Raw genomic sequence first — 23,776 nt, 5'->3', positions numbered from 1 at the left:
CGCCACCAGGACGCGGAAGCCGCGTACACCGAGGCCGTCGCCATCCACCGCAACCTCGCCCAACACGGCCCCGCGACGCACCTGCCCCACCTCGCGAACTCGCTCGAGGGCCTGGGCTTCACCCTGAACAACGAGGGTCGCCACCAGGACGCGGAAGCCGCGTACACCGAGGCCGTCGCCATCCGCCGCAGCCTCGCCGAACACGACCCGACGACGCATCTACCCCCTCTCTCCGCCTCGCTCAAGGACCTGGGCTTCGCCCTGAGCAACGCGGGTCGCCACCAGGACGCGGAAGCCGCGTACACCGAGGCCGTCGCCATCCACCGCAACCTCGCCCAACACGGCCCCGCGACGCACCTGCCCCACCTCGCCAACTCGCTCGAGGACCTGGGCTTCGCCCTGAACAACGTGAATCGCCAAAAGGACGCGCAAGCCGCATTCACCGAGGCCGTCGCCATCCGCCGCGACCTTGCCGAACACGACCCGACGACGTATTGACCCCGCCTCACCGGCTCGCTCGGCCGAGGGGCGGTGGATCTCGTGTGCACCGACCCGGAGGACGGGTACCGAGGCCGGCCGGACCGGCGCGAGCGGTGCGCGGCGAGCGGGGTAACCGCCCGCTGATCCGGGCCGACGTGGCTCGACCGAACGGCCCCGGCCCGCACGTGCCGGCCGGGGCTGCTGTTCCGCGTCATCCGTCGTGGGGCACAGCCCGCACAACACGCCGCAGCGAATGTGTGGACCCCGCGACGGGCCTCCGCCCACCATGCCGGCAACCCGCCCGCCCGCGCGGGCGGTTCACCCCAACAGTTTGGCTCCAGTCGAGCCCACCGGGCCGCCGCAGGCCGCGCCGCGTCCGGTGCGGTACGGGTCGTGCCGGCCCATCGGTGCCCGCCCGACCAGGCGGCGCGCCACCGGCCGCGGCGGCCCGGAGCGCCGGGCGGGCGGTGTTCGAGCAGGGTGACCCACGGCCGAAGGTGCCCCAGGGAAGAAGTCCGCGTCCGGTCGCTGGGCGCAGGTGGCTTTGACCAGGGGAAACGGCCCCGCGCGGCCCGGACGGCTGGGCAACACGAAACGCAACACGGTAGGCAACAGGAATCGCAACACGGTAGGCAATACGAACGGCAACACGGTAGGCAACAGGCGCGATCACAGGCGTGGTTCCCACTGCTCCCCGCCCAGGGCTTCCGCGACCAGGCGCACCGCGCGGTCGGTCGCGGCGGCGCGTGACCCCTCGTGCTCGTGGACACGCAACATCGCGTCGACCTCGGCGGCCGGGAGCGTCGGGCCGATCTCGGCCCGTGCGGTGCCGTACCCGTGCCGCGCCGCGGCGAGCGCGGCCGAGACGTGCCGGCGAGCCATCCGCAGGATCAACGGGTGCTTCCGCAGCACGTCGTGGTCCCGGTAGCCGGGCGGGCACAGATCGAACAGCCACGCCACGGCCGTCCGCTCCCACCCCTCGACACCGGGCGGAAGGACACCCCGAGGCCACCCCGACGGCGCGCTGCCGTCCCGGTCCCGGGGCCGGGGATCGGCACCCTCGGCCGGCACGCGCGCGAAACGGCTCGGCGGCTCCCATGCGGGTGGTCCGCCTCGCTTTCGTACATACATTCGATTATGGAGCCACGGAATCATCTGCTCCGGCCTGTCGGCGGCCGCAACGGCGGGCCGGGTCGGCCCGGCGGCTGTAGGTTCTCGGTTTTCAGTGCGGGATGTCTCACTGCGACCTGCCATTCCGCGCCGACTCTCGGAATTGGGCCGCCTGCCGTTTCTCCCTCGGGTTGATAGTCATCGAGTGTGATTGGCGGTGCTCGGGCGGCATTGGTGGCTTCAGGAGGAGGGCCTGAGCGCCGTGCGGACGCGTCGGACGCTTCGGACGCTTCGCCAGGGTTCCCCGCCTCGCCAAGCTCCTGTGCGTGGCCGCCGCCGGGCCCGGACACGACCACGGCAACGCGACCGCCTGGCAGTAGAGCTGCGGGACGGTCGCAAAGTCGCCCTGCCGAACTCTCGGAATCGCCGCCCTAGAGGTAGTTGAGCGTGAGTGTCACGGAGCCGTCGATCGCCGCCTCGTTGTCGAGGGTCAGCCCGGAGGTCGGGGCGATGCGGATCTGGAGGCCGGGGTTCCGGCCCTGCGTCGGGGCGCTCTCGGGGTCGGGTGCGGCGGCGTCGACGAGCTCGGGCAGCTCGGCGGCGAGGTCCGCGGCCAGGTCACCGGGCGTCTTCCCCAACGTCGCGGCGGTCTGCGCGAGCTGGTCCTCGCCGATGACCGCAACGACCTGCCCCGCGGTGATCGGCTCGTTGGGGCCCTCACCGATCCACGACCGGACCTGCGACTCCAGCCCGGCACCGGCCAGGCGCTCCGCCGAGATCGTCAAGATCGTCGGCTCCACCTTCACACCGTCTTCGTTGGTCACGGACTCACCCATTCCGAATATCCTCCCGCAGTTCCACGCGACACCGGATCCTCACCGAATCCGAAACGGCGGAGCACCGCCGCCACGGGCTCGCCCCGAGCATCGCGGGCGGCAACTACCGCTGCCCCCAGGGAGATCTTGGTCTGCGAACACACCCCGACACCACCATTCGGTGCGCATGACGGTCGCGGGTGTGGAAGCGTCTCGGTCGACACTGATGGAAGCGCTTCGAAGGGCGTTCGTGGTCCAGTTGCCAGCGGTCGCCTCGGTGAGTTCTACAAGCGCCGGCAGGGCTGCCCGCATCCACACGCCTCGTCCGCTACCCGCTGCCCGATCCGGACCAACCGACGACACCCGGCGGCCTCGTCCAAGCCGGAAGGGTCAGGTGCCGGAACTGCCTGCGGCGGCGAGGGCGTTGGACAGGCCTTCGCCGGGTTGGGGGATCTCGCCGTAGTCCTCGCCGTCGTCCTCGACGCGCAGGCGGCGGACGACGGCCTCGAGGGCATGGGGCAGGCGGGGCAGGTCGCCGCGGCGGCACTGTTCGAGAATCGCCGTGCGAATGCTCTCAGGTAACAGTGGCAGGTCGCGGGCGTCGTGCGGGTCGAGGGCGAGGGGGTGCGGGCGAGGTGGTGGGACTGGGCGAGCCAGCCCGACACCGCCGGGCCAGCCGCGCGACCGCATGAGTGACGGATCTCCGTGTCTCTCACCAGCAAAGTGTGGGTGGTCCTCGGCGAGGACCGCGAGTTCCGGGCGTCCGCAACCACCGCGCTCCACCCGGTCAAAGCGTCTGAACGCGAACGCCTGGCCTCCGCCGGGCACGCCGCCACGCCGATGACGCCGACGTGCCTGAAGAAGGCCAACGAGACCGCCATGCGAGCCGACCTGCGGGAGGCCGAGTCATCCCTCCGACAGGGTCGCCGGGAACGCGGACGGAAACCTGATTGCCGGGCGACATCCCGGCAACCTCGGCCCGGACCGCGTCCGTGAGTCGTACGCGGTAGCCGCTCATCGGGGGTCGATTTCTCCGGACCAGCCGGGGCCCGCGTCGTCGAGCTCGACGGGATGGGTATGCAGGGTGCCGGCCGCCGCCGCGTGCAGATCGGCGATCACGGCCGGGTCGTTGCCCAGCGCCGCGATCCCCCACCACAGGAACACCAGGTCGTCCAGGCGGCCGTCGCCCAACGGCGTCGCGGCCGGTTCTTCCTCGAACGCCGCGCGCTGCTCCGGGTCGAGGGCGTCGCGCACCCCGCCGATGGTGCGGGGTACGTGCGCGCCGGGGGGTGTCGTGTGCTCGGGCCGGGCGCTCATGTCCGATGCCTCTCCTGTCCCCGGTCCTGGTCTACGCCACCGGCCCGCCCCGCGCGGGGCCGGCCGAGGCCGCGTCGAGTGTGCCCCCGGGCCGACGGCACGCGGCAGGGCGCATCGGAGGCGAATCGGCGGCCTGGCAACGAGACACCGGGGCCGTGTCCAATTTTTTAGACGGCCCGGGACGCAAAAACGGCCGGCCACCGCAGCGATCGCGGTGGCCGGCCGTTGTCGGGGCGGTGTCGGTCAGGTGGTGGTGAGGGCGACCGGGGTGGGCCCGACCCGATACGTGCACACGTCGTCGTACGCGGTCGGGTCGGCGGCGTGGGGGGTCGGGCGTGGGGAGCGTGCGGGAGATCCGCAGGAGCCGGTAGTCGTCGGGGACGTCGTCCAGGACGGTCGCGAGCTTTTCCGACGTCAGCGCCACCCGGATCAGGCACGGACTCGCGTGCCGCCACTTCGCCACGACCGGCGACGGAAGCCGGATGGGTGTAGCTCTCGCTACACCCGAGTCAGCTCGACACTTCCTCCCGTTGCGGGTCGCCGGCTGTGGCGGGGATGGCGTTGTCGATGAGGACGGCAGCGACGGCGGCGGCAGTGGGGAAGGCGTCGGCGTTGAGGACCCGGGTGCGGGCCGCGGCGCCGTCGATGAGCAACGCGAGCTGCTCGCCGAGCTGTTCGGGGTCGGAGGCGCCGGCTTCGCGGGCGGTGTCCGCGAGCCGCGCGGCGACGGCTTTCTTGTAGTCGCGCGCGTATTGGGATGCGGGGTGCTGGGGGTCGTGGAGTTCGACGGCGGCGGCGATGTAGGGGCACAGGGGGGTGGTGGTGGGGATGTCGAACGCGGCGAGGAGCCGTTCGCGGGGCGTGAGGTCGGTGCGGTCGAACACGCCGGACAGAACGGAGGGGTCGAACCGGCGCAGGTACTCGGCGACGAGTTCGTCCTTGCCGGCGAAGTGCTGGTAGGCCGTGCGCTTGGACACCTGGGCCGCCGCGCAGAGCTGGTCCATGCCGGTGCGGTTGATGCCCTGCTCGCGGAACAGCTGCCGGGACGCGCTGATGATGCGCTCGCGGGCGCCCCGACCGCGGCGGCGACCCGTGGGGCCCTTCTCCATCTCCGTCATGGCTCCATCGTACCGCCGTCAGGTAACGAACGGTGTACATAGTTTGTGTCCCGGCCGTCCGCCCCGTACCGTAAGCACACAGGCCGGTGTACTTAACACCGTCGCCCCAGGCACACACGGCATCACCGACCCAAGGGAACGACCATGGGAAAGCTCGACGGCAAGGTCGCGGTCATCACCGGCGGCACCACCGGCATGGCGCTGGCCGGCGCGAAGCTGTTCGTCGACGAGGGAGCGCACGTCTTCATCACCGGCCGCCGCCAGGACGCCCTGGACGAGGCCGTGAAGCAGATCGGCCGCAACGTCACCGGCGTCCGGGGCGACGCCGCCGACCTGGACGACCTGGACCGCCTGTACGACACCGTCGAGCGGGAGAAGGGCAGCCTCGACGTGCTGTGGGCCAGCGCCGGCGGTGGCGAGCCCGCCCCGCTCGGCGAGATCACCGAGGCCCAGTTCGACACCTGGTTCGGGCTCAACGCCCGCGGCACCCTGTTCACCGTCCAAAAGGCCCTCCCGCTCTTCAACGACGGCGGCTCCATCCTCATGACCGGCTCCAACGCCTCCCTCGGCGCCTTCCCCGGCTGGAGCGTCTACGCCGGCAGCAAGGCCGTCCAGCAGGCATGGGCCCGCGTCTGGCTCAACGAGCTCAAGGACCGCCGCATCCGCGTCAACGTCCTGACGCCCGGCCAGGTCGCCACCGCCAAGCAGGCAGAGCTCTTCGACGAGACCACCATGCGTCAGTTCGAGTCCCTCATCCCTCGCGGCCGGATGGGCCGCCCCGATGAAATCGCCACCGCCGCCCTCTTCCTCGCCTCCGACGACTCCAGCTATGTCAACGGCATGGAACTGATCGCCGACGGCGGCACCACCGCCATCTGAATCGAACAACCACAACCAGGGCAGGACATCTCATGAGCAACATCAGCATCATCGGCACCGGGAACATGGCCCGCACCATCGGCGCGCGGGCGATAGCGGGTGGTAACACCGTCGAGGTCATGGGCCGCGATCAGTCCAAGGCCGCCGACCTGGCCAAAGCTCTCGGCGCCGGCGCCACGACGGGAGAATGGGGCACCGCCCCGGCCGGGGACATCGTCATCGTGGCCCTGCTGTACGACGGCGTCGTGCCGGTCGTCGCCCAGTACGGAGACGCTCTCGCGGGCAAGGTCATCGTCGACATCAGCAATCCCTTCAACTCCACGTTCGACGGGCTGGCCCACCGCGAGGGGACCTCGATCGCGCAGGAAGTCGCCAAGGCCGCCCCGGCAAGCGCCGGCGTGGTGAAGGCGTTCAACACCGTCTTCCGCCATGTCCTGGAGAAGGGCCGGCCCGACGTCTTCATCGCCGGCGACAACGCGCAGGCCAAGGCAAGCGTGGAGGTGTTCATCGAGACCCTCGGGCTGCGCCCGCTGGACGTCGGCGGCCTGAAAATGGCGCACTGGCTGGAAGGAGCGGGCGTGGTCACGGTGGGCCTCGCCAACCACGGGGTGGGCAACGTGGACTTCGCCCTCGGGATCACCGAACTCCCCGTCTGAGTCGACGGTCGCCGGATCACCGAATGGACTCGCCAAGTGAGGCCGTGGCGAAGTCTGTTCTGTCGGCGATCCCACTCGTGATCGTTCACGCCAGTCCGAGGCGTCTTGTCAGGCGGTAAGAGCGGCGACGTCCAGGCAGCCGGGCGGGGGCGACACCTTCGCCCGGCGAAACGACCGATGGCCCGGCACACTGTCCTCTCACAAACGAAACGGTCGGATGAGACACGCCCGGATCGACCGCGAATCGTGTCCGAATCGCCCCGGGTTCGTCTCGCACAATCCCTCGCAATCCCTCGCACAACCTCGCGATTGCACGAGAAGGTTCTGCGACGCTTGTGCATGGAACGGACCCCGGAGCCGGGTCGCTCGTTGTGTCGACCGTGGAGGTCCGGCGTCGCCCCGTCGCCTGGCTCGCACCACACCCGGCGGCCCATCCCCCGAGGCCACCGGGCGCGGGAACGGTCGGTGCCGGTCGCGCGACGCCGGCGCCGACCACCCCGACCACCCCGACCACGCCGGCGGGCCACGCTCGACGAGGCATCTCCCCCATGTCGGCCGATCCCGCCTTCGGCGTCACAGACGCGGCTCCCACCGCTCGCCGCCCAGGGCCTCCCCCACCAGGCGCACCGCGCACTCGGTCGCCGCGGCACGCGCACCCTCGAACTCGTACATCCGCAACAATCCACCACCGCGGCGGGGACCACGGGAGCGAGTTCCTCGCGGGCCGTGCCGTTCACGCCAGGGTGACGTTCATGCCGCCCTCGGCCAGGACTTGCAAAGCCTCGGCGAAGAGGTCGTACCGCTGACCATTCGGAGTCAGCCGCTGGGAGAGGTGCGCGCGTGCGGTACCGGCGTTCCGCCAGAGCAGGGTTGCCGGGGCGGTGTAGCCGAACGTGCCGCCCATGCAGTCGTCGAGGGCATCCAGGCAGCCGCCGAAGTAGCCGCCCGGACCGTTGACGGCCTCTCCGAGCGCCAGGTACAGACCAGGCTCATCGGTGATGTTCCGGCCGTCGAGTTCGTAGGCATGACCGGCTGCCCGATCATGATGAGTACGCCGACAGGCCCGCTGCCGGACGAGATCCAGCCACGCCCCGCGTTTGCGGGTGCACATGCCGGTCCAAGCGGCCGGCGCCTCCGGTGGCCCCGTGAACCACCGCTCCCAGATCGGTCGGGCGTGCTCGGGAACCAGCGTGTGGTACCTCCCGAGTTCCAGGTCGATGAGACCAGTCCCGTGCGGGGACGGGCGCCACGTTTCGACTTTCGCCCACAGGATGCAGTCGACCAGCGGGTCGCCCCGGTCGTCCTTGATCTCCAAGGCGACTTCCTCAAGATCCAGGGCCTTGCGGGTGCCCTTCGCCAACACCTCCCGCAGTTCATCACCTGGGGCGAGCCCGCGCAGCACGAGCGGCGGCAGCGCCTGGACGGTCGGCAGTACGCGGGTGAACTCCCGGCAGGAGCCCAGCCACCGGTGCCCGTCGTGCACACGAACGGGTCCTCGGTATCCCTCGGGCGGCCCTTCGTAGTCGTCCTCGCCGGCGAGGACGAGACTGCCTGTCTTCGGGAGGGGCCAGAGGGTCTCGGCATCCCCGAGGAGCCAGGGGTCGAGCGTCCCGTCCTCCGGTACCAGCCACACCCGGGGTCCGACCCAGCCGTGCGGCCCGGCTCCTTCCGGTACCCAGCCGAACAGCTCGTAGGTTCCCCGCGCGGGTTCCGTGAACAGCCCGTCCACCACGGAGCACACACCCCACGTGTGGCCGTGCTCGGTGTCCGTCAGTGTGAACCGGCTGTGCCCACGATGATCCCTGTCCTCCTCGTCCACGAGGGAATCATGCCCGCACCAGCTGTTGCGCCGAAGCATGCCCCGGTCGAGGCATCGCAGGGCGACGCCCCCTTGCCGGCGTGGGGACGAACTCCGAGTGGGGGCAACGGCAACCTGCGGCCGACTTCGAGCAGATGTCAAATCCTGTGTATCGGTCAGTGTGGTCGGCGGGCTTCCCAGGCCGGCCGCTGGAGCTGAGCGTTGTACACGATGATGTCGGCGTGATCGGTCGGGTGGGCCGTGGCGGAGTAGAGCCGTTGGGAGGGGATGTAGCGGTTGCGCCAGGACCGTTCGATGTCGGTGGTGTCGGCGGTGGATCCGGCCGGCGCCGTGCCTCGGTTCCGGGCGCGGTCTACCGTCTGCTCGAAGGGGACGGATACGAAGACGCGCAGGTCCCACCGGTCGATGAGTTCCGGGCGCAGGAGGAAGACGCCGTCGAAGAGCAGTACGGCGTCTGCGGGGGCGGTCGTGGCCGGTGGCGACAGTGGGGTGTCGGTGTCTCTGTCGTAGACCGCGTGTTGGAACCTTCGGTGTCCGCCCGGGCCCAGCGGGTCGAGCAGGACCCGGCACAGTGCGACGTGGTCATGGGCGTCGAAGTAGCAGCCTTCGGCCGAGTACTGGCCGCGCCGGTAGCGCTGTGCACGGGGGAAGAGGAAGTCGTCGATGGTCGCGCGGATGACGTCGCGGTCCTGCGCGCGCAGGACGACGGCGAGTTCGTCGGCCAGCGTGGTCTTGCCGGCGGCCGGCGGCCCGTCGATGGCGACCCGCAGCGGGTGCGCGGTCGTGACGGACCTGATCGCCTCGGCCAGCCGATCGATGAGCTCGCCGCGGGTACCTTGATCCATTGCTGCCTCTCACGGCATCTGTGTGTAGGGCACGTCAGGCTGCGTCGCCGGCTCGCGTTCAACGAGGGCATCTCGTTCGAAGTGGGCTCCGGCGCGGACGACCAGGCGGTGCCCATGCTCATCCCGCTGATCAGCCAACTCGGCCATATAGGTGTTGACCTCGGTCTCCAGGGCTGCGGCCGGCGTCCGCCTGGCGCCCTCACGGACGATGTCGTCGATCAGAAAGCCGGTCTCGGTCGTTCCATCGGCATTCACTGCGCTCAGCACGGGGCATACCTTCCCGACCCGCGCTGATACGCGGGCCCACTCGATGACCCGGAAGTCGATCCTCGGGAAGGTACGCCCTTCGCGTCCAGCCCGAGGCCGATCCACAGGTCATGAGCATTGCTCACCGACTTCCGGGAGCAGACGGTGATCGCCCTCGCCGAGGTGTAGACGCGTCGTGGCCTCACTGGTCACTCGTTCGGATGACGGGCAGGCCGAGATCGACTGTGGGGCGCTGCAGGAGTCGTTCGGCTTCGGAGCGTTTGGCCTGGAGGAAGGCGAGGGTTTGGTCGATCCCGACCCATCGAAACGATGTAGCACGCCGACGCCGCCACCCGCGCCCGACGCGTCCACACCGACCACCCCGTGACAGCCGGGGAAGTCGGACGCAACCGTTCCGAACCGGCCAATCGGCAGCCCCTCGCCCCGGACCGACGAGATGAACCGGGCGGCGCGGGCACAGACCCACCGAGCGATTGTTGGGTTCACCCGGTCGGACCGTTCGGCGTCACGTGCGGACGAGGCACTCGTTGTGCCCACCTGCAGGCCCGGCGTCCCCCTGTCGCCGGTGTCCCGCCACACCCGACGGCCCATCCCCCGAGGCCGACGGGGCCGGACGTGGTCGGCGCCGGCCGGCACGACGCCGACGCCGACCGCCCCCGGTGCGCGGAACGCGGGCGGCGCCCGCTGGGGCTGGCGCTCACCGCCGAGCCGTCAAAAGGGCGGATCGTCGGCGCAGCCCTCGGGTGCCGCCCAGGGGTCGTCGGCGCCCGCCGGGCGTCGGCGGGAATCCGGGTCGAACATCCGGTGCAGGGTGTGGGTCAGTCCGTCGCCGTCGTGATCGACCTGGGTCATCCAGGGCATCGAGGCCATCGAGCGGCCGAGTTCGTCGGTGACGCACGCGTCGAGGACGGCGCGCAGGGCGTCCGGGGCGGGGTCGTCGACCAGGCACAGCCATCCCAGGGCGGCGCTCACCCGGACCTCGGCGGTGCGTGTGGGGTCCGACCACAGGGCGCGGGTGAAGGCGGCGGCGTCCTCGTGGCGGTGTTCGCGGGCCAGTTGCGCGATCGCCAGGACCAGGCTCGCGCCGACCCGCGCGTGGTCCTCGGCCCGGAAACGATCGTGCAGGGCGGCGGAGATCTCCCCGGCCCGTCCCGTCGACGCCGCCAGGACGTACGCGGCCGCTTCGCGCACGTCGGGGTCGGGGTCGTCCAGGAGCGCGATCGGGATGTGCGCGTCGGCGGCGATCGCGTCGCGTGCCGCCTCGACGGTCCAGTTCCGGAAGTAGCCGCTCATGTCGAAGTGCCAGGCGTCGTCGCCGTCGGCGACCTGCAGCAGATCGGTACGGGACCCGTCCTCCCAGCAGTTGCGGCGCGCCACGACCGCGACCAGTTCGAGCGTGTCCGCCCGGTGGTGCGTGGAGCAATCCGCGGCGATCCGCAACAGGAAGGGCACCGCGAGCGGCGCCACCGAACACCGCGAGCCCTGATGGGAGATCGAGTTCCACAACGACCGGAGCCCCCGCTCCGCCGTCACGGCGTCGGCACAACGCATCTCCTCCAGGTCCTCGGGGACGTTCTCGCCCGAGCCGTAGGCGTGGGAGAACCGGCCCCACGGCACCCGTTCGTAGACGAAGCCGTCCCGCACCTCGACCGGCATCCGCGCCACCACCACACGCACGTCCCGCTCGGTCCCCCGCCACTCCTCCGACCAGACTTCCGGCAACGCCTCACCGATCCACGCCTCCCGCAACGAACCGGCCCAGGCCTCGTGCAACGCCTTGACGTCGAAATCGTCGTTCATCCGCACCCGTCCCCAAGGCTCGTCCCGGTCACGTCCGCAGCCCCCACCCGAGGCCGTGGCGCCGAACACAGGGCCGGCCGTCGCGAAACACGCCGAGCCCGATGACGTCGAACACCGAAAGGCACCCGGCCCCGGCCGGGGGGTGAGGTCTCCGGCGGCGTCGGCACGCTATCGGTCGCCACCGACGTGATCGCGCGGCGTCCGGGCGGGCCGTCGGGTCAGGTCTGTTGCAGGCGGTGGAGCTCGGCGAACAGGCCGTCCTGTCGTACGAGTTCGTCGTAGGTGTCGTCCTGGACGATGCGGCCCTCGCACATGACCAGGACGCGGCCGGCGACGCGGGCGTTGGCGAGGCGGTGGGTGATGAACATGGTGGTGCGGTCGGCCGCGAGTTTCAGCACGGAAGAGAATCGGCAGACGAAGCCGGTCGCCAACTACGCGCTCCACAAGCTCCTGCGCGAGTCCGGATACAGCAACGGGGCCCTCGCCCGCCAGGTCAAACGCCGCGCTGAAGGGCACCACCTCGTACGACAAGTCCACCGTCTACCGGTGGCTGCGCGGCAGTTGCCCCGCGCCCGACGCCCTGCAGGCGCTCGCCGGCGTGTTGGGGCACCGGCTCGGCCGCCCGGTCGCGGAGGCGGACCTGGGGTTCGGGCCCCGGGTGGCCGTCCTGGAGACGACGTTGACGTTCCCGACCTCGGTCGGCGCTACCGTGGAAGCCGCCACCGGCCTTCGGAGGTTGCTCGTGCACCACCGCGATCTGCTGCTCGGCGCCGCATCCACCGCAGCCGCCTCCCCCACCGCAGTCGTCGGCCGGGCACTTCACCCCCGACGACCGCACCACCGAGCGGCCGGGCACCTCGACCCGGGTGAGCGCCACCGACATCGACGACCTCCACCTCACGCGCACGCGGTTCACCCAGCAAGACCGCGAACAGGGCGGCGGGACGACCCACCCGTGGCTGTCCGCCTACCTCGACCGGCACGTCGCCCCGCTCCTGAACGGCTCCCACACCTCGGGCGGGTCGTGGACGAGGATGGCGCGGAGCTGTTTCGGCACTACACGCGTGGTCGGCCCATGAGGTCTCTGGAGTACCTCAACGGGGTCGATGATCTGTCGATCTTCCCGCTCGAAGCCCCGTCAGACGCGGTGGAGTTGATGGTCGAGGCCTCGGGGAGCCTGGCGTGGACGACGACCCTCCTCATGGCTCGGGACGTCGCACGGAAGACGGCTGCCGGGATCGTCGCCGTGCTGGGGCCGGATGCCCTGTGGTGGGCGAACCCGGGGGACCTGGACAGGATCGGGACGACCCCGCTCACCTTCGATCTCCTGGTCGCCGGCACGAACGGGACGCATTTCGCGTTGCTCCTCCAAGTCGCCGACCACTGACCCGGCGTGCTCCGCCGCGCAGGCGGCCCGGGTTCGGTGGCGCAGAACCACCCGAGGCCGGATTCGATGTCATTCGATGTCAAGCGGGCCCGATTGGCTGACAACGGACAGTTGCGAAGGCAGACGGGAGTGCCGGGGCACGAAACGTTCACGAGTTTCGGTTCTGGCTCAACTTCCGTGGACCATGCACACTGAGTCACGATCTTGGGTCCTCTGGGCTCTGCGAAGTTGCCCGAAATTGGCCGGTAACCGCTCTGGTATGGCCGACACTTCGGTGTCGTGGACAAGATCTTGCTCCGGCCGGAAGAACTGCTGTTTCCGTCGATCGCGCACCTCGCGGTGTTGTCGATCGATGTCGACGACGAGGTTGTGCAAGTGGAGGCCCGGTGCACGACCGCCGGTGCCTCGTGTCCTGTGTGTGGAGTCTGGTCGAGCAGTGTTCACGGTTCCTACCTGCGGTTTCCTGCTGATGTGCCGTGCGGAGGGCGGCGGTTGGTGTTGCGCTTGCACGTCCGCCGATTCCTCTGCCGCGACGATTCGTGCGCTCGAAGGACCTTCGTCGAGCAGATACCGATGCTGACCCGGCGCCACGGTCAGCGGACCGAGCGTCTGCGCAACACAGTGGCCGAGGTCGGCCTCGCGCTCGCGGGGCGGGCAGGCTCCCGTCTGGCCGGTGTCTTCGGTGTTTCTGTGAGTCGCAGTACGGTCCTGCGGTTCGTCGATGCCCTGCCCGAACCGACCGTTCCCGACCCGCGCGTGATCGGCGTCGACGAGTACGCGACACGCAAGGGCCGCTTCTACGGCACCGTGTTGGTCGATGTCGAGACGCGCCGGCCGATCGACATGCTGCCCGATCGGGAGGCGGCGAGCCTGGCCGCGTGGTTGAGCGAACGACCGGGGATCGAGGTCGTATGTCGGGACCGCGCCCCGTTCTTCGCCGAGGGTGCCACCGTCGGTGCACCCCAAGCCGTCCAGGTCGCCGACCGATGGCACCTGTGGAACAACCTCGGTCAAGCCGCGGAACGCAGCGTCGCCGACCACCGCGGATGCCTGCGCGTCCTGGTCCCGGATGTGCCCCGATCCGGTTCGGAACCGGAGTCGGTCGAAGTCGATCCGTCGGGCTCGCCGTGGCCCACCGGTCACCGGTTCGCCGACCGGACCCGGGCCAACCACGCCAGGGTCCACGCGCTGTTGGCCACCGGCCACAGCCGCCGCGCGATCGAGAGGCAACTGCGGATGACCAGTCGCACCGTGAAGCTCCTCGCGGACGCGGCCGTTCCGGAAGACCTCTTCCGGGGGCAGTGGCAGGGCCGCCCGTCAGTGCTCGACGCCTACAAGCCCTACCTGGACGACCGTTGGAACCAGGGATGCACCAACGCGTGGAAGCTGTGGGAAGAGATCGTGCCGCTCGGCTACCGAGGGAGCTATCAGCGGGTCCGCGCATACTTTCGGGCCAAGCGCCTCTCGCCGGATTCGCCGACGGCGACTTCGACCCCGCCCTCCCCTCGCAAGGTGGCCGGTTGGATCCTTCGCCACCCCGACTCCCTCGACGAGGCCGAACATCTCCGGCTCAAAGCCGTTCTGGCCAACTGCCCCGAACTCGACGCCCTCACCGGCCACGTCCGATCCTTCGCCCGGATACTCAGCGAACGCCGAGGCGAACAACTCCCGGGCTGGCTCGATGCGGTCCGCCAAGACGACCTTCCCGGCCTCCACACCCTGGCCGCAGGCATCGACCGCGACCGCGACGCCGTCATCGCCGGACTGACCCTGCCCTGGAACTCCGGCGTCGTCGAAGGACACGTCAACCGCATCAAGATGCTCAAGCGCCAAATGTTTGGCCGTGCGGGCTTCCGACTCCTCAGAAAACGCGTCCTGCTCGCATGACATCCGCCTACGGACGATACGTTGTCGGGAACGGGAGAAGACCGCCCGTGGACACCCGCATCCCCCGGATCCGCCGCAAACTGGCTGCCGTTCCATTCCACCCCCACCGCAGCCATTCGTTCGGCGAAGAACTGCACCGGTTCCGTCTCGGCCCCACCATTCCCAACTCCCGACTGACCGCCTTCGAGGACACCCACGCCGTCGTCCTACCGGATGCCTACCGGCAGTTCCTGCTCCACATCGGCGGCTCGGGCGCCGCGCCCTACTACGGCCTGTCGGACCCCACCAGCCCCGAGCAACCCCCTCTCTACACGATGGATCCCCCCGGCACCGCTCGTGGATTCAGCCTTGCCGACCCCGAGGAATCCGGACACGACCTGTTCCTTCGCATCATCGACATGGGATGCACCGACCTGGCCCTCATCGCGATGACCGGGCACCTCACCGGACGAATCGTCATCGGCAACGCGGACGGCTGCTGGGGCCCGAATGTCTCCTCCGCCCGCGACTTCCTCGGCTGGTACGAGCGATGGCTCGACCACATGACGGCCGGCAAGGACAACCGCGCCCTGGAACTCACGTCACCAGCACTGCGCGCCCATCCCGAAAGAAGCCGCCTGGCCCCGAACCTGTGACGCACAGTCAGATTCCACAAAACCTGAGCCAGAACCGTTTCTCGCGAACATCCACGGCCCCGAGACCCGCGAGTGCTGCTTGAAGCAGGAGGCGAACGCTGCTGCGAGAAGTGAGCGAAGCCGGCCACTCGGAGGCCGGAGGCAACGATGCGCTCCAGATCGCGTTCGGGGGCACTGGCATGGTGAGCGTCGAACAGCCGCTGCGCGTGGGTGGGGCGGGGGTCGGGTGCGGCGCATCAGGTCCGCAGGAGCGAACCGGCCGCCGGGCACAGCGCGGCGCCGGCGTGAAAGGCGAGCCGTGGCATCCGCCGCATTGGCCGGTGGCGTGCCGGCGTCACTGGCCGGCCTCTCCTCGGGCCGGCCCGTCGGTCGGTGGAGTGGGTGGGCCACACCCGGGTGCTTTCGGTCAGCCAGCCGCGGTCGCCTTGCGGAAGTCGACGTGCGCTTGCGCGGCGAGGAAGTCCGCGTCGTCCTCGGTGAACATCTCCAGGGGAGGCGGAAGTCGTCCATGGGGATCTTCCGGGGGGCCTGGAACGTCCATTCCTGCGCCCACGGCCCCCGGGCGGGCCGGTGTCCACGGTCCCGCATGCGGGCGGCATGATCGCGGGTGGGCTGATGCTCGGTCTCGTCGCCGGGTTTCCCGCGCAATACGCGCTGATGGCCGCGTTCCCGCTGCTGATCGTGCTGTTCGCGGTCGTCGTGAAGGACCCACCGCTGCCCGGCGACCACCGCGAGCCGTTCTCGCTGCGCACTTTCCTGGACGGCTACCGGATCAGCCCGCGCGAGCATCCCGACTTCGTCCGGGCGATGGGCTCCCGGTTCGTCATGGGCCTGGGCTACGGCCTGGGCACGCTCTACATGCCGTATTTCCTGGACGACGTCCTGCACTACGAGCGACTCTTCCCCGGCCGATCCACCGGCGATGGTCTGCTCATCGTGATCGGCGTCAATTGCCCGGCCACGATTTCGACGGTCGTCATCAGCGGCCGGCTTTCCGACAAGCTGGACAGGCGCCGGATATTGGTCTTCCTCGGCGGCCTCACGATGGCCGTCGCCGCCGTCCCGCTCGCCCTGTCGCCCACCTGGGCCATGACGTTGGTCGCGGCCGTGATCCTGGGTCTGGGCTACGGCGTGTACCTGGCCGTCGACACCGCTCTGGTCACCGAAGTGCTCCCGGCCTCGGCGGATCGGGGCAAGGACATGGCCCTGGCCAACCTGATGTCCTCCCTGCCGTACGTGCTGGTTCCCCCGATCGCTTCGGTCGTTCTCGGCGAACTGGGGGGCTATCGTTCGTTGTTCCTCTGCTCCGCGGCGATGTCCGCGCTGGGCGGGGCACTGGTCTGGAAGGTTCGAAGTGTCCGCTGGCCACACGCCGCGAAGGAAGGCCGGTTTCGTGCGGTCGAGGCAACCGCGTTCGTGTCCCGTGGCAGCGGAGCCCGTTGGTCACCCACCCGTTGTCAGCGACCGGATGTGGTCGTTCAGATAGCTGTCGAGGACTCGTTTGCACTCGGCGATCAGCCGGGGGTCGCCCTGCGGATCGGCGCGGAAGGCCAGTTTCAGCACGCTGTCCGCACACTCCAGGGCCACTCGGACAACGATCTCCAGTTCGGTGTCGTCCCGGGCTCCGGTCAGGGCCGCGGTCAGCCCCCGCAGCCGCCCGGCGACCGCGGTGTTGTTGTCCAGGGCCGGATCGAGGGTGTGGTCCCGACCCTCCGCGCCGAAGTCGACCACGCCGAAACCGGTGATCGTCCGGCGCATGGTGACGAATTCGTCGACGGTCACCTCCACGATGCCCGAGACGTCTTCGGGCCTCTCGTGCTCCAGTCGGGCCGAGACCCGTTCGAGGAAGGTGTCCAGGTTGCGGGCGGCGAGCGCGCCGATCAACCCCTCCTTGTCGGAGAAGAACTGGTACAGGGTGCCGATGGGCACCTCGGCTCTGCGGGCCACCTCCTTGGTGGTCAGCGCGATGTAGCCGACCTCGTCCAGGAGTTCGGCGCAGGCGTCCAACAGCCGTTTGAATCGTTCGGCGCTGCGCCTTTGGACGGGGCGGCGGCGCATCGTGCCCGCGGTGCGATCTTGGTTCACGCTTCCATCATCCCATCGGCGAGGATTAACATGAGCGCGACTCATGTTTTAGGAGGTCGGACATGGCACTGGACCATCTGCCCGCGGACTTCGTCTGGGGCGCCTCGACGGCGTCGTACCAGATCGAGGGTGCCACCAAGGAGGACGGCCGCGGTCCCTCGGTGTGGGACACCTTCACCGCCCGCCCCGGCACGATCCGCGATGGGCACACCGGTGACGTGGCCTGCGACCACTACCACCGATACGAGGAGGACCTCGCGCTGATGGCCGAGGCGGGCCTCACCGGATACCGCTTCTCGATCGCCTGGCCCCGGATCCAGCCGACCGGCAGGGGTGAAGTCAACCTCCAGGGCCTGGACTTCTACGACCGCTTGGTCGACGGCCTGCTCGCACGCGGCGTGGAGCCCGTCCCGACCCTGTTCCACTGGGACCTCCCGCAGGCCCTGGAGGACGACGGTGGCTGGCTCAACCGCGACACCGCGCACCACTTCGCCGAGTATTCCGCCACCGTGGCCGACAGGCTGGGCGACCGCGTGCGGAAGTGGATCACACTCAACGAGCCGTTCATCCACATGGTCTGGGGCTACGGCCTCGGCACCCACGCGCCGGGCCGCACCCTGTTCCTCGATTGCCTGCCGGTCGCCCACCACCAGTTGCTCGGCCACGGCTTGGCGCTGAGGGAACTGCGCGCACGCGGCCTCCAGGTGATGATCGCCAACAACTGCACCCCGGTCTGGCCCGCCTCGGACGCCCCCGCCGATCGCGCCGCCGCCCAGGCGTACGACAACCTGCACAACCGCCTGTTCAACGACCCGATCCTCACGGGCACCTACCCCGACCTGTCGGCCTACGGCGCGGACGCCACCCTCGGCGGCTCCGTCCGGGACGGTGATCTCGAACTCGTCTCGGCACCTTTGGACGCGCTCGGCATCAACTACTACAACCCGACCCGGATCCAGGCTCCGACGTCCGAGGGCCTGCCGTTCGAAGAGGCCCCCATCGAGGGCTACCGCCGCACCGCCTTCGACTGGCCCGTGGTCCCCGACGGCCTGCGCGAACTGCTCGTCGGTCTCAAGGAGCGCTACCCCACGCTCCCGCCGATCTACATCACGGAGAACGGCTGTTCGGTCGAGGACGTGGTCACCGCGGACGGCAGCGTGCCCGACCTCGACCGCATCGACTACCTGGACAGCCATCTCCGGGCAGTCGACGCCGCCGTGGCCCAAGGCGTGGACGTCCGCGGCTACTTCACCTGGACTTTGCTGGACAACTTCGAATGGGCCGAAGGTTTCCACCAGCGTTTCGGCCTCGTCCACGTCGACCACGACACCCAGGTCCGCACCCCGAAGGCGTCCTTCGCCTGGTATCGCGACCTCATCCGCGCCCATCGCGACTGAGCCGCCCGCCCGGCTCGCACGGACACCGGGCGAGTTCCGGCGGATCCCGGACGTCGGGACGCCCGCACGTGTGCGTGCGGGCGCGTGTGGAAGGCCGTTCACGATTGCACCCACACGCCCTCGGGCGGGGCGGTCGACCGCCGGCAACCGCCGCGCGGCGTTCTCGCGCGCTTGCGGCGGGTCACCGACAGCGGGGCACCCCTCCATGGACGGGAAGCGGGCCCCGGCGGAGCGAACTTCCGCATTTCCCGACGATGGGCCCCGTCAAGGGTTGGCGTCGCCGGCGCGCATGCCTAACGTAAGAGGCGAAACATGAGCCCAACTCGCATATAAGAACTGGGTGATGATCATGGTTCAACCTCTGCGCCGCAGACTCGGCTTCCTCACGATGGTGTCACTGCTCTTCGCCGTGATGGCCTTGGTCCTCGGTCCGATGCCCGACTCCGCGGCGGAGCCCGGCTGGTGGACCCCGACCGCGCGGCCCATGCCCGACTCGCAGATCAACGTCACCGGCGAACCCTTCAAGGGCACCGACGCCCAGGGGCGGGTAAGGGGCTTCGTCGACGCCCACGACCACATCATGGCCAACGAGGGCTTCGGCGGTCGGCTCATCTGCGGGAAGCCGTTCTCGGAGCAGGGCGTCGCCGACGCGCTGAAGGACTGCCCCGAGCACTACCCCGACGGCACGCTCGCCATCTTCGACTTCATCACCAAGGGCGGCGACGGCAGGCACGACCCCAACGGATGGCCGACCTTCAAGGACTGGCCCGCCCACGACTCACTGACCCACCAACAGAACTACTACGCCTGGATCGAGCGGGCCTGGCGTGGCGGCCAGCGGGTGCTCGTCAACGACCTGGTCACCAACGGCGTGATCTGCTCGGTCTACTTCTTCAAGGACCGCGGCTGCGACGAGATGACCGCCATCCGTCTCGAGGCACAGAAGTCCTACGATATGCAGGCCTTCATCGACAAGATGTACGGCGGCCCGGGCAAGGGCTGGTTCCGCATCGTCACCGACAGCGCGCAGGCCCGCCACGTGATCGAGCAGGGCAAGCTCGCCGTCGTCCTGGGCGTCGAGACCTCCGAACCCTTCGGCTGCAAACAGATCCTGAACGTCGCGCAGTGCAGCCAGGCGGACATCGACCGCGGCCTGGACGAGCTGTACAACCTGGGCGTGCGCAGCATGTTCCTGTGTCACAAGTTCGACAACGCGCTCTGCGGGGTCCGCTTCGACCAGGGCGTCCTCGGCACCGCGATCAACGTGGGCCAGTTCCTGTCGACCGGCACCTTCTGGCAGACGGAGACCTGCCGCGGTCCGCAGCAGGACAACCCGATCGGCAACGCGACGTCGACGGCGCAGAAACTGCTGCCGGCGGGGGTGTCCGTCCCCTCGTACGCCTCGGGCGCGCAGTGCAACACCCGTGGGCTGACCGACCTGGGCGAGTACGCGGTGCGCGGCATGATCAAGCGCAAGATGATGCTGGAGATCGACCACATGAGCGTCAAGGCCGCGGGTCGGGCGCTCGACCTCCTCGAATCCCAGTCGTACTCGGGCATCATCTCCTCGCACAGCTGGATGGACGCGGGCTGGACCGAGCGGCTCTACAAACTCGGCGGGTTCGTCAGCCAGTACATGAACGGATCGGAGGCGTTCAGCGCGGAGGCCAAGAGCACGGACGCGCTGCGCGAGAAGTACGGGGTCGGCTACGGCTACGGCACCGACATGAACGGTGTCGGCGGCTGGCCCGGTCCACGGGGTGCGGACACTCCGAACCCGGTGAAGTACCCGTTCCGCAGCACGGACGGCGGCTCGGTGATCGACAAGCAGACCGCCGGCGAGCGTACTTGGGACTTCAACACCGATGGCGCGGCGCACTACGGCATGGTTCCGGACTGGATCGAGGACATCCGGATCGTCGGCGGTCAGAACGTCGTGGACGACCTCTTCGCAGGCGCCGAGTCCTACCTCCGCACCTGGGGGAACACCGAACGGCACAAGGCCGGAACGAACCTGGCCTCGGGCGCGGCCGCTTCGGCGTCCACGTCGCAATGGTGGAACCCGTTCGTCAGCTTCGCGCCCGGCCGGGCCGTGGACGGCGACAACGGCACCCGCTGGGCCAGCGAGTGGAACAACGACCAGTGGCTGCGGATCGACCTCGGATCCACGAACCTGATCAAACGCGTCACTCTCGACTGGGAGGAGGCGTACGGGAAGTCGTACCGCGTCGAGCTGTCGGCCGACGGCACGAACTGGCAGCCGGCCTGGTCCACGAACAGCGGTGACGGCGGCTTGGACACGGCGCGGTTCGCCGGAACCCCGGCGCGCTACGTCCGCATGCAGGGGCTGGAGCGCGGCACGCAATGGGGCTACTCGCTCCGCGAGGTCGGCGTCTACAGCGACTGACGGGACCGGTTGGGCGGTGACCGGGACCCGGGCCGGTCGGATCGGCTCCCCTGATCCGGCCCGGCCGAGTGACCGGTGTCATCCGATCGTGCCGGACACGCTCGCCGAACGGGCTTCGTGTGATGGGGGCGGCAGGAGACCGGCGTCGCACCTCGGCCTCCTGCCGCCTCGGCCTCCACGAGCGTTCGGCATCGGCTCTTGGCGGGGCCTGTGCACAGCGCCCGGATTGCCGCCTCCGCGCGACCGCTGCCGCGCCGAGAACGTACGATGTGCGGAAGATGCGCCCGACTCGTGTCGCGCCGTCAGGTCGGTTTCAGGGCTGCCACCAGGCCGTTCAGCCGCAGGCGGGTGGCGCCGCGCAGGTGCGGGAGGTCGTGCTCCGGCTCTGCGGATGGCGCGAGGAATGCCGCCTGTTCGGTCCACAGCAGGCGTGTGCCGCTGTTGTCGGGGTGCAACTCGACGGCCACCAGGGAGGCCCAGTGCCGGATGCCGTCCACCGCGGAGGTGTAGGTGTAGACGATCCTTGCGTCCGGCACGATGTCCAGGTATCGGGAGGTGTATTCGAGCGTCTTAGGCGCCGTCCCGGCCGCTGTGTAGAGGCTGGATGCGGTCTCGCCGCCGTCCACGGTGAAGTCGTGTCGGGCCGACACCGTACGGCCCGGCAGCCTGAACCAACGTGCGCGGAGCGGTGCATCGGAGAAAGCCTCGAAAACCGCGTGCGGGGGTGCGGCGACCGTGCGGGTGATCGCGAAGGTGTCGTGGCGGATTGTTCGAAGTTCGGCGGCGTCTTGGACGTCGCCGGCAAAGTCCGGAGCAGCCGGTCCCATGGCCATGGTTTCCTCACGTTGTGTCCTGGCGGGGTCGGACGCCCGGCATTGGTTACCGGTCGTATGTAACGTGGGCGCCGGGGTCGTGATCAAGACCTCGAGTACACGCACTTGTATGTCGGTTACGTACCTGGAGGGAACGATCCATGGACGCCACGCTGCGTTCGCGCTTGGAGGCCGCCGGGGTCGCGCCGGAGTGCATGACCACCATCGAACTCGTGCGGGACGTACTTGCGCGGGTCGGAGACAAGTGGACTGTCCTGGTGATCACGGCGCTCGCCGACGGGCCGCTGCGCTTCACCGCCCTGCACGAGCGCGTCGCGGGGGTGTCGCAACGCATGCTTGGCCAGACGCTCCGGTCCCTCACCCGTGATGGTCTGATCACGCGGACCGCCTACGCGGAGGTGCCGCCTCGCGTCGAGTACGAACTCACGCCTTTGGGCCGTTCGTTGGGCGACGCCGTCGCCCACATGGTCAGCTGGGTGCAAGAGCACCGGTCGGCGATCGCGCGGAACCGCGAGGCGTTCGACGCGTCTTGACAAAGCCCACCGACGTCCACGGGTAGCGCCATATGACCGGCGGGAGTCGGCCCCCTTCGGACCGCGTCGTCCCCGGCAATGGTTGTTGGTGGTGCCACCGGATGTGACCGACAGGTGCGGAGGGTTGCCGGTGTCGCCGGCGGATCGGCACGCCGGATCACTCGCACACTCGCGTTCCTGCTCTGCGGTTGTCGGGTTCTACGTCGTACGCCGACCGAACGGGCCTCGCCGGCCCTCCTGTTCGCGTGGGGAGCAGGCGAGGCCCGGCCGGTGCCGTCAGGTGGTGTACCCGCCGTCGACGGCGAGCGAGGTGCCGGTGATGAAGCGGCCCCCGGGGCCGGCCAGATAGGCCACGGCGGCAGCGATGTCCTCGGCGTGGCCGTAGTGGCCCAGGGCGGTGAGGGAGCGTTGGAATCCGGACGTCTCGCCGTCGGCCGGGTTCATGTCGGTGTCGATGGGCCCCGGGTCCACGACGGTGGCGGTGATGCCTCGCGGGCCCAGCTCCCGGGCAAGCCCGTTGGTCAACCCGACGAGTGCGGACTTGGCGGTCGCCTGGAGCACGAAGTGCTCGCCGGGGACCCGCCCGTTGAAGCACGACCCTATGCTGATGATGCGGCCGCCGTAGCCCATGTGCCGAGCTGCGGCCTGCGCGGCCAGGAAGACCGACCGGATGTCCACGGCGAGCACCCGGTCCAACTCGTCGGCGGACACGTCGGCGAGAGGACCGTGCGTGAGGAAGCCCGCATTGTTCACCAGGACGTCGATGCGCCCCAGTTCCCGCACCGTCCGTTCGACCGCATCGGCCGCCGCGTCCGGAGCGGCCAGGTCGGCCTGGATGACGGCGGCCCTGCCACCCCCCGCCTCGATCCGTTCGGCGACCTCGTGCGCCCGGTCTGCCGCGTTGACGTACGTCAACGCCACCCCGGCTCCCGCACCGGCCAGCCGCTTCGCGATCGCCGCGCCGATCCCGCGGCTGCCGCCGGTCACGAGCGCCACCTTGCCGCTCAGCTCATGCATGAGTACCTCCTCCATGGACAATGCGCCCGATGTCCCGGCAAGGTAGAACCTGACACCAGTGTCAAGTTCAAGTCGTCAGGCGAGGTCGAGGATGCGAATCGGCGAGTTGTCCAAGCGCAGCGGCGTCAGCGAGCGTTCCCTGCGCTACTACGAGGCACAGAAGCTGCTGCACGCCGAACGCACGCCCGGCGGTCAACGGGAGTACGGCGATTGGGCCGTCGACCGCGTCATACGCATCCAGACCCTCTACGCCGCCGGACTCGGCAGCAAGACGATCGCCAAACTCCTGCCCTGCATCCACGACGCGGACGGCCGTCCGAACGACGCCGCCACTTCCGAGCTTCTCGATGAACTCGCCGCCCAGCGCCACCGCATCGACCGCGTGATCACCGACCTCGTCCGCTCCCGCGACGTCCTTGACGAAGTGATCGCCGCGGCCGCCGACAGCACCGCCGCCCCGTCCTCGAGCGCACATCGACGCTGAGCGAT

At 69.6% G+C, this 23,776-nt stretch carries 23 protein-coding genes and 1 pseudogene; 11 read left to right on the top strand and 13 right to left on the bottom strand.

The features are described 5' to 3' along the window. Positions 1–498 (top strand): tetratricopeptide repeat protein (locus ACFZBU_RS38585; RefSeq protein WP_391588432.1); only part of this gene is annotated, 498 nt, incomplete at its 5' end. Positions 499–1,149: 651 nt separating this feature from the next. Here ACFZBU_RS38585 and ACFZBU_RS38580 read toward each other — a convergent pair. From ACFZBU_RS38580 to ACFZBU_RS38560, 5 genes are all read right to left on the bottom strand, one after another. Continuing rightward, positions 1,150–1,440: a hypothetical protein gene (locus ACFZBU_RS38580; protein WP_391588431.1), complete on the bottom strand. Its 291-nt coding sequence runs from the start codon at positions 1,438–1,440 to the stop codon at positions 1,150–1,152. 581 nt (positions 1,441–2,021) lie between these two features. Continuing rightward, complete coding sequence (locus tag ACFZBU_RS38575; RefSeq protein WP_391588430.1) at positions 2,022–2,414, bottom strand: YidB family protein; 393 nt, start codon at positions 2,412–2,414, stop codon at positions 2,022–2,024. A 381-nt stretch (positions 2,415–2,795) separates the two neighbouring features. Then, positions 2,796–3,095 (bottom strand): hypothetical protein, encoded by a 300-nt coding sequence (locus ACFZBU_RS38570; RefSeq protein ID WP_391588429.1) that lies wholly within the window; start codon positions 3,093–3,095, stop codon positions 2,796–2,798. Between the two features lie 324 nt (positions 3,096–3,419). Then, positions 3,420–3,722 carry a hypothetical protein gene (locus tag ACFZBU_RS38565; RefSeq protein ID WP_391588428.1) on the bottom strand — a complete coding sequence of 101 codons (303 nt, stop codon included), beginning with the start codon at positions 3,720–3,722 and terminating at the stop codon, positions 3,420–3,422. Positions 3,723–4,231: 509 nt separating this feature from the next. Then, the gene (locus tag ACFZBU_RS38560; RefSeq protein WP_391588427.1) at positions 4,232–4,840 is read right to left on the bottom strand and encodes a TetR/AcrR family transcriptional regulator; all 609 of its coding nucleotides are present in this window, start codon (positions 4,838–4,840) and stop codon (positions 4,232–4,234) included. 144 nt (positions 4,841–4,984) lie between these two features. On the opposite strand from ACFZBU_RS38560, the gene ACFZBU_RS38555 reads away from it, so the two are divergent. Then, a complete protein-coding gene (locus ACFZBU_RS38555) occupies positions 4,985–5,719 on the top strand; it encodes an SDR family NAD(P)-dependent oxidoreductase (protein ID WP_391588426.1) in 735 nt (244 codons plus the stop codon). Between the two features lie 32 nt (positions 5,720–5,751). After that, complete coding sequence (locus tag ACFZBU_RS38550; RefSeq protein ID WP_391588425.1) at positions 5,752–6,375, top strand: NADPH-dependent F420 reductase; 624 nt, start codon at positions 5,752–5,754, stop codon at positions 6,373–6,375. Positions 6,376–7,108: 733 nt separating this feature from the next. Here ACFZBU_RS38550 and ACFZBU_RS38545 read toward each other — a convergent pair. The 5 genes from ACFZBU_RS38545 to ACFZBU_RS38525 all read right to left on the bottom strand — a co-directional run bounded on the left by ACFZBU_RS38545 (position 7,109) and on the right by ACFZBU_RS38525 (position 11,504). Then, the gene (locus tag ACFZBU_RS38545; RefSeq protein ID WP_391588424.1) at positions 7,109–8,194 is read right to left on the bottom strand and encodes a barstar family protein; all 1,086 of its coding nucleotides are present in this window, start codon (positions 8,192–8,194) and stop codon (positions 7,109–7,111) included. A gap of 155 nt (positions 8,195–8,349) precedes the next feature. Next, on the bottom strand, positions 8,350–9,039 hold the full coding sequence (locus ACFZBU_RS38540) for a cytidylate kinase family protein (protein WP_391588423.1): 690 nt from the start codon (positions 9,037–9,039) through the stop codon (positions 8,350–8,352). A gap of 9 nt (positions 9,040–9,048) precedes the next feature. Beyond that, positions 9,049–9,306, bottom strand: a complete 258-nt coding sequence (locus ACFZBU_RS38535) for a hypothetical protein (protein ID WP_391588422.1) — start codon at positions 9,304–9,306, stop codon at positions 9,049–9,051. A gap of 711 nt (positions 9,307–10,017) precedes the next feature. After that, positions 10,018–11,106, bottom strand: coding sequence for a hypothetical protein (locus tag ACFZBU_RS38530; RefSeq protein ID WP_391588421.1), 1,089 nt, complete (start codon positions 11,104–11,106; stop codon positions 10,018–10,020). A gap of 218 nt (positions 11,107–11,324) precedes the next feature. Further along, entirely contained in the window at positions 11,325–11,504 is a 180-nt protein-coding gene (locus tag ACFZBU_RS38525) for a hypothetical protein (RefSeq protein WP_391588420.1), read from the bottom strand. Positions 11,505–12,181: 677 nt separating this feature from the next. On the opposite strand from ACFZBU_RS38525, the gene ACFZBU_RS38520 reads away from it, so the two are divergent. From ACFZBU_RS38520 to ACFZBU_RS38505, 4 genes and pseudogenes are all read left to right on the top strand, one after another. Beyond that, entirely contained in the window at positions 12,182–12,493 is a 312-nt protein-coding gene (locus ACFZBU_RS38520) for a hypothetical protein (RefSeq protein ID WP_391588419.1), read from the top strand. A 279-nt stretch (positions 12,494–12,772) separates the two neighbouring features. Further along, positions 12,773–14,380 (top strand): ISL3 family transposase, encoded by a 1,608-nt coding sequence (locus ACFZBU_RS38515; protein WP_391588418.1) that lies wholly within the window; start codon positions 12,773–12,775, stop codon positions 14,378–14,380. Between the two features lie 47 nt (positions 14,381–14,427). Beyond that, on the top strand, positions 14,428–15,015 hold the full coding sequence (locus tag ACFZBU_RS38510) for an SMI1/KNR4 family protein (protein ID WP_391588417.1): 588 nt from the start codon (positions 14,428–14,430) through the stop codon (positions 15,013–15,015). A gap of 597 nt (positions 15,016–15,612) precedes the next feature. Next, positions 15,613–16,392 (top strand): annotated as a pseudogene (locus tag ACFZBU_RS38505) (MFS transporter); the annotation flags it as partial. 66 nt (positions 16,393–16,458) lie between these two features. Here the strand turns inward: ACFZBU_RS38505 and ACFZBU_RS38500 are convergent. Further along, complete coding sequence (locus tag ACFZBU_RS38500) at positions 16,459–17,100, bottom strand: TetR family transcriptional regulator (RefSeq protein WP_391588416.1); 642 nt, start codon at positions 17,098–17,100, stop codon at positions 16,459–16,461. Between the two features lie 62 nt (positions 17,101–17,162). On the opposite strand from ACFZBU_RS38500, the gene ACFZBU_RS38495 reads away from it, so the two are divergent. Both ACFZBU_RS38495 and ACFZBU_RS38490 read left to right on the top strand, forming a co-directional pair. After that, complete coding sequence (locus tag ACFZBU_RS38495) at positions 17,163–18,497, top strand: GH1 family beta-glucosidase (protein ID WP_391588415.1); 1,335 nt, start codon at positions 17,163–17,165, stop codon at positions 18,495–18,497. A 388-nt stretch (positions 18,498–18,885) separates the two neighbouring features. Beyond that, the gene (locus ACFZBU_RS38490; RefSeq protein ID WP_391588464.1) at positions 18,886–20,904 is read left to right on the top strand and encodes a discoidin domain-containing protein; all 2,019 of its coding nucleotides are present in this window, start codon (positions 18,886–18,888) and stop codon (positions 20,902–20,904) included. A gap of 302 nt (positions 20,905–21,206) precedes the next feature. Here ACFZBU_RS38490 and ACFZBU_RS38485 read toward each other — a convergent pair whose 3' ends face one another. Then, entirely contained in the window at positions 21,207–21,731 is a 525-nt protein-coding gene (locus ACFZBU_RS38485) for an SRPBCC domain-containing protein (protein ID WP_391588414.1), read from the bottom strand. Positions 21,732–21,877: 146 nt separating this feature from the next. Between ACFZBU_RS38485 and ACFZBU_RS38480 the strand changes: the two genes are divergently transcribed. Next, positions 21,878–22,270: a winged helix-turn-helix transcriptional regulator gene (locus ACFZBU_RS38480; protein ID WP_391588413.1), complete on the top strand. Its 393-nt coding sequence runs from the start codon at positions 21,878–21,880 to the stop codon at positions 22,268–22,270. 276 nt (positions 22,271–22,546) lie between these two features. On the opposite strand, the gene ACFZBU_RS38475 is transcribed toward ACFZBU_RS38480, so the two are convergent. Next, positions 22,547–23,287 (bottom strand): SDR family NAD(P)-dependent oxidoreductase, encoded by a 741-nt coding sequence (locus ACFZBU_RS38475; protein ID WP_391588412.1) that lies wholly within the window; start codon positions 23,285–23,287, stop codon positions 22,547–22,549. Positions 23,288–23,378: 91 nt separating this feature from the next. Here ACFZBU_RS38475 and ACFZBU_RS38470 point away from each other — a divergent pair, with 91 nt between their 5' ends. Further along, positions 23,379–23,771 (top strand): MerR family transcriptional regulator, encoded by a 393-nt coding sequence (locus ACFZBU_RS38470; RefSeq protein ID WP_391588411.1) that lies wholly within the window; start codon positions 23,379–23,381, stop codon positions 23,769–23,771. Positions 23,772–23,776 lie beyond the last annotated feature (5 nt).

Source organism: Embleya sp. NPDC008237, from assembly GCF_042956465.1.
In the GTDB taxonomy this organism is placed as follows: Bacteria; Actinomycetota; Actinomycetes; order Streptomycetales; family Streptomycetaceae; genus Embleya.
Note: the sequence above shows the minus strand (reverse complement) of the source record. Positions and strands in the feature narration are given on the sequence as shown.

Excerpts from the sequence above, each read along its gene's own strand:
- ACFZBU_RS38570 (WP_391588429.1), bottom strand. The coding sequence starts at position 3,095 with ATGCGGTCGCGCGGCTGGCCCGGCGGTGTCGGGCTGGCTCGCCCAGTC.
- ACFZBU_RS38520 (WP_391588419.1), top strand. The coding sequence starts at position 12,182 with ATGAGGTCTCTGGAGTACCTCAACGGGGTCGATGATCTGTCGATCTTC.
- ACFZBU_RS38560 (WP_391588427.1), bottom strand. The coding sequence starts at position 4,840 with ATGACGGAGATGGAGAAGGGCCCCACGGGTCGCCGCCGCGGTCGGGGC.
- ACFZBU_RS38495 (WP_391588415.1), top strand. The coding sequence starts at position 17,163 with ATGGCACTGGACCATCTGCCCGCGGACTTCGTCTGGGGCGCCTCGACG.
- ACFZBU_RS38555 (WP_391588426.1), top strand. The coding sequence starts at position 4,985 with ATGGGAAAGCTCGACGGCAAGGTCGCGGTCATCACCGGCGGCACCACC.
- ACFZBU_RS38475 (WP_391588412.1), bottom strand. The coding sequence starts at position 23,287 with ATGCATGAGCTGAGCGGCAAGGTGGCGCTCGTGACCGGCGGCAGCCGC.
- ACFZBU_RS38485 (WP_391588414.1), bottom strand. The coding sequence starts at position 21,731 with ATGGGACCGGCTGCTCCGGACTTTGCCGGCGACGTCCAAGACGCCGCC.
- ACFZBU_RS38540 (WP_391588423.1), bottom strand. The coding sequence starts at position 9,039 with ATGGATCAAGGTACCCGCGGCGAGCTCATCGATCGGCTGGCCGAGGCG.
- ACFZBU_RS38530 (WP_391588421.1), bottom strand. The coding sequence starts at position 11,106 with ATGAACGACGATTTCGACGTCAAGGCGTTGCACGAGGCCTGGGCCGGT.
- ACFZBU_RS38470 (WP_391588411.1), top strand. The coding sequence starts at position 23,379 with ATGCGAATCGGCGAGTTGTCCAAGCGCAGCGGCGTCAGCGAGCGTTCC.
- ACFZBU_RS38550 (WP_391588425.1), top strand. The coding sequence starts at position 5,752 with ATGAGCAACATCAGCATCATCGGCACCGGGAACATGGCCCGCACCATC.
- ACFZBU_RS38490 (WP_391588464.1), top strand. The coding sequence starts at position 18,886 with ATGGTGTCACTGCTCTTCGCCGTGATGGCCTTGGTCCTCGGTCCGATG.
- ACFZBU_RS38565 (WP_391588428.1), bottom strand. The coding sequence starts at position 3,722 with ATGAGCGCCCGGCCCGAGCACACGACACCCCCCGGCGCGCACGTACCC.
- ACFZBU_RS38480 (WP_391588413.1), top strand. The coding sequence starts at position 21,878 with ATGGACGCCACGCTGCGTTCGCGCTTGGAGGCCGCCGGGGTCGCGCCG.